This is a genomic window from Anaplasma bovis (genome assembly GCF_036903315.1).
Lineage (GTDB): Bacteria > Pseudomonadota > Alphaproteobacteria > Rickettsiales > Anaplasmataceae > Anaplasma > Anaplasma bovis.
This window is the reverse complement of the sequence record NZ_JAWLNY010000053.1, coordinates 1-6,909: the sequence shown is the minus strand read 5'-3', so window position 1 is coordinate 6,909 and position 6,909 is coordinate 1. Positions and strand designations below refer to the sequence as shown.

General features: G+C 43.3%; 5 protein-coding genes. 3 read left to right on the top strand and 2 right to left on the bottom strand.

Annotated elements, in window-relative coordinates:
- Window positions 1-673: 673 nt before the first annotated feature.
- A complete protein-coding gene (locus tag R4I06_RS04035) occupies window positions 674-2,392 on the bottom strand; it encodes a hypothetical protein (RefSeq protein ID WP_334414287.1) in 1,719 nt (572 codons plus the stop codon).
- 182 nt (window positions 2,393-2,574) lie between these two features.
- Complete coding sequence (locus tag R4I06_RS04030; RefSeq protein WP_334414285.1) at window positions 2,575-2,709, bottom strand: hypothetical protein; 135 nt, start codon at window positions 2,707-2,709, stop codon at window positions 2,575-2,577.
- 2,190 nt (window positions 2,710-4,899) lie between these two features.
- Here R4I06_RS04030 and R4I06_RS04025 point away from each other — a divergent pair.
- The 3 genes from R4I06_RS04025 to R4I06_RS04015 all read left to right on the top strand — a co-directional run.
- A complete protein-coding gene (locus tag R4I06_RS04025) occupies window positions 4,900-6,000 on the top strand; it encodes a hypothetical protein (RefSeq protein WP_334414284.1) in 1,101 nt (366 codons plus the stop codon).
- A 217-nt stretch (window positions 6,001-6,217) separates the two neighbouring features.
- Window positions 6,218-6,442 carry a hypothetical protein gene (locus R4I06_RS04020; RefSeq protein WP_334414282.1) on the top strand — a complete coding sequence of 75 codons (225 nt, stop codon included), beginning with the start codon at window positions 6,218-6,220 and terminating at the stop codon, window positions 6,440-6,442.
- On the top strand, window positions 6,411-6,909 hold a 499-nt coding region (locus R4I06_RS04015), incomplete at its 3' end, for a hypothetical protein (protein WP_334414281.1). The genes R4I06_RS04020 and R4I06_RS04015, both read left to right, overlap by 32 nt.

Below are 6,909 nucleotides of genomic sequence, written 5' to 3'. Positions count from 1 at the left end.
TGAAGGAGTTCTCCGTGCTATACAGAATTACAGCTTGTATTATAGGGGCATAGTCAATGGAAATAAAGGCAGATAGAAAAAAACAGCAGCCTAGAGCTGTGCGTGCGCAACGCACATATTATATATTGCGGCTAGGGAATTGTAATTTACCACTCAATAGAAGGATCCCCGTGTTTTTTTTGCGGCAAGTTGACACAGATACGACGCATGTTCAGTCTATGACCCGCTAAATTAGGGTGGATATAGAAACAACAACCGAGAGACGGCCGAGACGCACATATTTGATGTTGCGATTTATGAACTGTAACGATCCCACCGAGAATGAAGGAGTTCTCCGTGCTATACAGAATTACAGCTTGTATTATAGGGGCATAGTCTGTGGGAATAAAGGTAGATAGGAAAAACAGCAGCCAAGAGCTGGGCACATATATATATTGCGGCTAGGGAATTGTAATTGACCACTCAATGGCAGGATGCCCTGTGTTTTTTGCAGCAAGGTTACACAGATACGACGCATATTAAGTCTATGACTCGCTAAATTAAGGTGGATATAGAAACAACAACCGAGAGACGGCGCACCACAACGTATATTTCTTAGATATATATTTGATGCGGAGACCAGGGAATTATTGCATCATCCACTAAATAAAAGTCTCTCCGTACAGCTTTTGTACTATAACCCGCGATAATTCACGAAAGAGTAAGATCTGCATTCCATCTCATGTACCCTACCGCAGCACACATTTGTAACCACTGTTCCGACAATTGGTGTGCGTAGAGCATGTTCTTGTGCAGTGTGCAACAAACGAGTTGTGGAGTCCACAGAAAGCTGAGAGCTTGGCTGCGCTTGTGTGCCTAACAGCCAGTCTTTGATATTAAGTGCAACTTCGTATATAGATGACAAGTAACCGGTGGACTGTTTTTCCAGGTCTCTGCATGTACTCAATTTCTCTAAGATTGCGAGGCTGAATACTTCCTCCAGAACCTCACTTGAGAAAAACATACTTGGTGCGTTGTCACCATGCAGGAGTACACATTTATCTACCTTGCCAGGAAGTTCACCAGGCAGTACCGGCAGTGTAGATTTGCAACTTACATTCCAAGCGTAATTGTGATAGCCCTCATGTACTAGTGAGTCAAAAACCCTAGTGCAGGATAAATACACATTCTGCATGTATTGGGCAATGCGCGATCTATCTTCACCGTGCACCCTCAATAGACGAACGTATTCATTTAAATCTTGAAGCCCATAACAAGCACTGCGCACATGCTGAGCGATTGCAAACATATGCTTTGCAATATCTTGATCACTTTGTGTACTATTTTCCGCATCAGATCTCGATATGCTCAAAAATTTTTCTAGGAAACCCTCACCTCCAAGATCGCACAACATAGATATGGCAGAATCAAAATCACTTTCTACTTTCTTGACGCAATCCACCGCTTTTTCGTGGGCGATGGTTACTGTGCGCATCATCAAGGTACACGCGTCCAACACACCGTATGCTTCCTCAGTGGCCCGCGTCTTCTCTAAAGACTTCTGCAAGTTAAATTCTAGCATATGAAGCATGTGGTGGGTCAGGAACATAGCCTCTGCCAAATTAAAAATGACAAAATGGCTCTCGAAGGGTTTACGAATGTTCCAGGGAAATTTACTGATGGGTTTGCCATCAGCGTGTGCTTCATACGTGCGAGCAGCATTTAAAAGCGTGTCGCAGGCGTTAACCATAAGAGATTTGAATACGGCACCACCACTATGGGCAGGCGAGCGGGGTAGAATATGCGAGAGCCTCACCTTTAGCGCGTGCGACATATTTGCCACAGCTCGTGCAGCTCTTGCTCTAAATTGTGTGGGAACATGCCACCCTAGTAGCAAAGAAACAGTGAGTAGTGCCTCTATAACGATGCGTATTTCCGAGATTTTACTCTCAGTTTCTATATCGCTATCAGAGGACTGTTGAGAAGCAGATAACGCCATGCAACACGCAAGTACGTACGCTGCTCTACGAGTAGCAAAGACCAATGAACTACTTATGCATTCTCGTTGGAGCCTTTCACGTGCTGCTTTCTCTTCGTCTGCCTGTTTTATGGCCGGATCTTCTCCAAATCCTTCATCTTGGTTACTAGCCTCTACGTAAAGCCTTTCTGCAGCTTCTTCGCTGAGATCGCGCGCAATTTTTTGCGAACAGGCTGACTCTAAAATCATTATGCAGTGCGAAGCAGTGGAAACTGCGCTCTCTAATTTGGTGGAGAAATCTGAAGCAACGCTGCGAAGATCATTTCCGTTTCTGGAATACAATAATGATCCTAGTTCTTCCAAAATTTGGTACATTTCGGCAAGAATATCAGTCACTGCATCAAGTTCAAAAACACGCAAATTTCTTCCCCTCATGTCGTTGATGCCAGCTGCGATGTCGAATGTTCTCAGAAGGTTTGCGCGCGCGACAAAAGCGTTGGCCTCAACCCGCCAAAGTAACGAATAGGTCATTTGATTTTGGGGGTGATGTATGTACCTGACAGGCACGTAGTCCCTTGCAGTACGGACCGTGACTTCTATACTGTGCAATTTTGACACTAAGTAGCTAACAACCGCCCCTCAGAGCGCAACCCGTAATCCTCACTCAGAGGCGGATCGTACTGGTCTAACAAGGTATTATCCAAGTCGGCAAATAGCCTTAGGTATAATTCGCTAAAACGCCTATTAAGCATGTAACACACCACTACACCAGTGTCCAGTGTACCACAACATACATTCACAAAAAAGATCTGAGTAGTGTATATGTAGACAGAAGCACGTTACATTATCGCTACCTTTCCATCTCTTCAGAGACGTAAAGAAGGTAGAAATATCATTCGCTGTATAGCAGGAAAGAAGATCGCACCAAAGTACGCCACTACTTTGCATTATTCTGAAAATTTGTGCAGCAAATTGCGTTGGGCCCATACACTTACAAAAAAGATCTGAGTAGTGTACATGTAGACAGAAGCATATTACCTTGACACTCCTACATTCCTCTAAAGAGCGAAGAATATCACTTGTTGTGTAGTAGGAGAGGAGACCCAAGTAAGATATACATATGGGTAGAAGCACAGTTGGTGAGAAAATCCAAATAGGTATTAAATACAGATAGGGATACATTGTCTTATCATGCTCCTTCTAATTTCTACGGAGGCATAAGATGAGGAATGTCATTTGTTCCACAGTAAGGTAGAAGAAGAGATGTAAGTAAGATATACATACAGATAGTTGCACGTTGTCTTATCACGCCTCTTCCACTCTACGGAGACGTAATAGGGGGAGGGGAGTAATATCACTTGTTGTATAGTAGGAAAAAGAAGGTTTCTAAGTGGTGTACACGCAAAATAGCAGCACATTGCCTTCTCATACGTCTCTTCATTTCTTCAGAGACATAAAGAAGGAAGGAATATCATTTTCTGCACAGCAGGAGAGAAGATCCAAGTTGGTATATATGTAGATAGAAGTATATCACCTCATCACGCCTTTTTCACCCTTTGTTGTATGAGGGAAGAAGATTTCAGTAGTATGCGCGCAGATAGAAACACGTTGTCTTATCACCGTTTTCTCCCATCCCTACAGAGATGTAATATAGGAATGTCACTTGCTGTACGTTACCCTTATTCGCGTCTCTTCCATTCCTCTAAGGGGCATAATCTTATTTGCTGTACGGCAAATAAGATTCAGGTGGTGTGCGTGCAGATCCTCATCACGCTTCTCATCCTTCTATAGCCTTTAAGAGTGGCGAAATATCACTTTGCTGTACAATAAAAAAGAAGATCATCACGAAGTACGTTACTATCTTGCTTTATTATGAGGATTTGTGCAGCAAATTGCGTTTGAATAAGGGCATACAGAGATACCATATCATAGTGGTTTAGGCTGTGCTAGATCAGGTAATTGGCGCCTTCTGAGCATGCTTAGTTACGGTTAATATGTTATATTAATACAACACATGACATGCGATAGTGATATTTTTCCCCACATGCGACGTGTTATGCATTCATCTCCTTAGTAGAAGAATATAAGACAGGGAAAGTTGCTGTGGTTATAGTTTAAGATTTCAGTGATGCCGTAGAACACCATAATGTGCTAGAAGAAGTGCGTATTTTCTTTCATATATCTCGCTTAGACGATATTGATAACTAACGTCCCTAAGTTAAGGGTGGCGTACCTGTGCATTCTTTTGAACTGCGAACGACGATTAATAGGTATTATATCCAGTGGAACCACTGTTTTCAGCCTTCTAAATTGTATAGGATTTAATGATGCTTAGAACACCTCTGTGCGTTGCGGTGTAATTGAAGCCCCAACTTCAACAGGATAATCTTACAACCACATCTCAAGTGTAATAGTGATAATTCTTACTGAGATTTGTGCAGGATTTAATGATGCTTATAGAATGCTGTGCGTATTGTAAGTTTAGTTTGCCGCCCCTCTTGTCGAAAACTCACCATGCAAAACATGGTAAAATGCTCGGTATTGATAGCTATTATACCTACTGAGAATAGCTCTACTGCATTGTGAACTCTGAAACAAGCCAGCTAGAGGGGAGATTTATGTATGATGCAAAACACAGTACGGATATTGAGCCATCACAGCCACGGTTTTGCGGCCTCTAAGATTGCAGGATTCAACGACCTTGCAGTGTCGTATACGATGTGTGTAACCAAAATATGACTAAACAACTACGGATATGGCCATGCTTCCCTGCATGTTGATGAACTCCAGTGAACGCTCTGAGCATGTCCCTATTTTGTAAATCATTGATAGTTGTTGTATAATCGAGATCTAATACCATTTATGGTGGTATGGAAACATGAGAGTTAAGAGCGAAGTAGAAATTTTAGAAGGTAACAAGGTTACCTTTAGGATACGAGACATTGAGGGGGGGGGGGAAGTGGACTTGTGAGAACAAGGTACTGCCTACACCTCCTCATCACGTAACGTCTTTGCGTCTTAATTTAACAGACTACCAAGGAGGTGATTCTGGCTTAGAATTACAAGTAGAACAAGCAGAGGAGGTTACCACAGGGTGCTTTCCTTGCCGCCGGACTAAGAAAAGAAAGAAAGTTCCTAATGGACAGCCTTTCAGTACTCGTGGTTTCTATTTTAAGAAATATCTGTCGCGAGGAATAGGCCCTATCGCGACCTTAACGGGAGCTACTGCAGGAGTTGCAACTATTGGGGCAGCAACTGCTCCTGTAGCAATTCCTATTATGACGAACTTTATAAAGGCAGCTACTACGTTACAGTCTGCTGCTCCTGTGGAGCTTACAGGTGTTCCGGTGGTGCAAGCAACAACAAACATTCAAGTCCTAAGCGGCCTGCGCGAGACCATAGCTGAACTCTTACTTCAACTACAGACACAGCAACAACAAAGTGTACTAGACCTTCAGACAATACAACAACTACAAAGCACCATACAACAACTACAAAGCACCATACAGAGTCTCAAAACACAAGTATCTCAACTACAACAACATGCTGCAGTAGACAAGCATATTATAGCGGTCTTAGAAGACGCCATACGAAACCTGTCATCATCAGCTACAAGCATAGCTCCGCCGCCAATAGTTGAACTGGTCATGCCCCCTGTGGATGCTCCCTTATCTTCGATACTTGAACAACTTGTGCGGCATGCTGTGACCTCACCGACGGAAGTGGGTGAGGCTGCTGTTCAGGTACTCTCTGAAGTAGCTGAAGGAATACAATCAGCATTGGAAAATGTTGTCCTTGAAGTAGCTGACACTGCGTTAGATAAGTTAGTTTCATCAGGGTATAGTAAGTTGTTGCAACACTACTGGCAGCCCCTTTCCGAGGAACTCGGAGAGTCCCTTCTCCAAAAGCTTGGGCTTCTTTCTTCTGCTAACAGCACATTGATGACACACTCAAAAGTTATACCGTCAACAACTCTGACAAATGCGGGTATAGCATCTGTAGCAGTTATGATGGGCCTTGCTACAGTAGCCGTGTGTTTGTAGTGCAACAGCGATGAGTGTGAGAATAACCTACGTTGCTGCGCATGAGGATAAATCCCTTATTACAACATCAGCAAGTGTAGTAGAGTGCCGCCCTTCTCAACCTATTGTTGTTCATAAGTGATATTTATGTACAATGGTTAGCAAGTGTTGTGAGTTGTCATTGCTGTATGGTGCATTGGTTTCAAGTGCCATTATATACTGTAGATCTCCCACTCATATGCCGGGGTACAGTTCATTATTGATGAACTCCGATGTGCTATCTGTTGTATGCTTGAGGCTTGGATTTATGACGATAAAAACAATTAAGAGTTTTTATGTGCCACGTAACAACGGTGTTCCAACTTCAGCTTCTAGGAAGTTAAAAACAGAAATAGAAATTGTAGTACTCCTAGAAGGTGATGAGGTACGCTTTGCGCCACTGGAAGGGGGGGGGGGGAGCTGATTATTCTAGTACAATACAATCTGTAGAGCTCCGCACAATGGTATCAGACCTAAGAGGAATAGGTCTCAATAGCGTTACTCAACACTCAGTAATTAAAAAGGCAGGCAGAAGTTCTGCTGATGAAAAACACACGTTAACTAGAGAACATGAGAGTGATCGGGCATCTTCGAGCATGGCAGCTGCACTGGTGGATGACTCAGTACAACACCAAACATCTCGTGCTCAAAGTGATTCTGATGACGAGGTCTCTACGGCTTGTCCTTCTTTAAAGAAGGACAGAAAGTGCGTTGCTCTTCAACTGCAGCCCTCATCTACGCTTGATTATATTGGTACATGCGATGATTTAAATGTTGCGATTGTAGGTGGTTACCTTATGGGCGCCACAGTAGGTGCAGTAGTAGGTGCTGTAGGAGGTGCAGTAGTAGGTGCGGGTGTGGGTGCAGTAGTAGGTGCGGGTGTGGGTGCAG

Coding starts and splice junctions, on each gene's coding strand:
- R4I06_RS04035 (WP_334414287.1), bottom strand. CDS start 2,392: ATGAGGGGAAGAAATTTGCGTGTTTTTGAACTTGATGCAGTGACTGAT.
- R4I06_RS04030 (WP_334414285.1), bottom strand. CDS start 2,709: ATGCTTAATAGGCGTTTTAGCGAATTATACCTAAGGCTATTTGCCGAC.
- R4I06_RS04020 (WP_334414282.1), top strand. CDS start 6,218: ATGCCGGGGTACAGTTCATTATTGATGAACTCCGATGTGCTATCTGTT.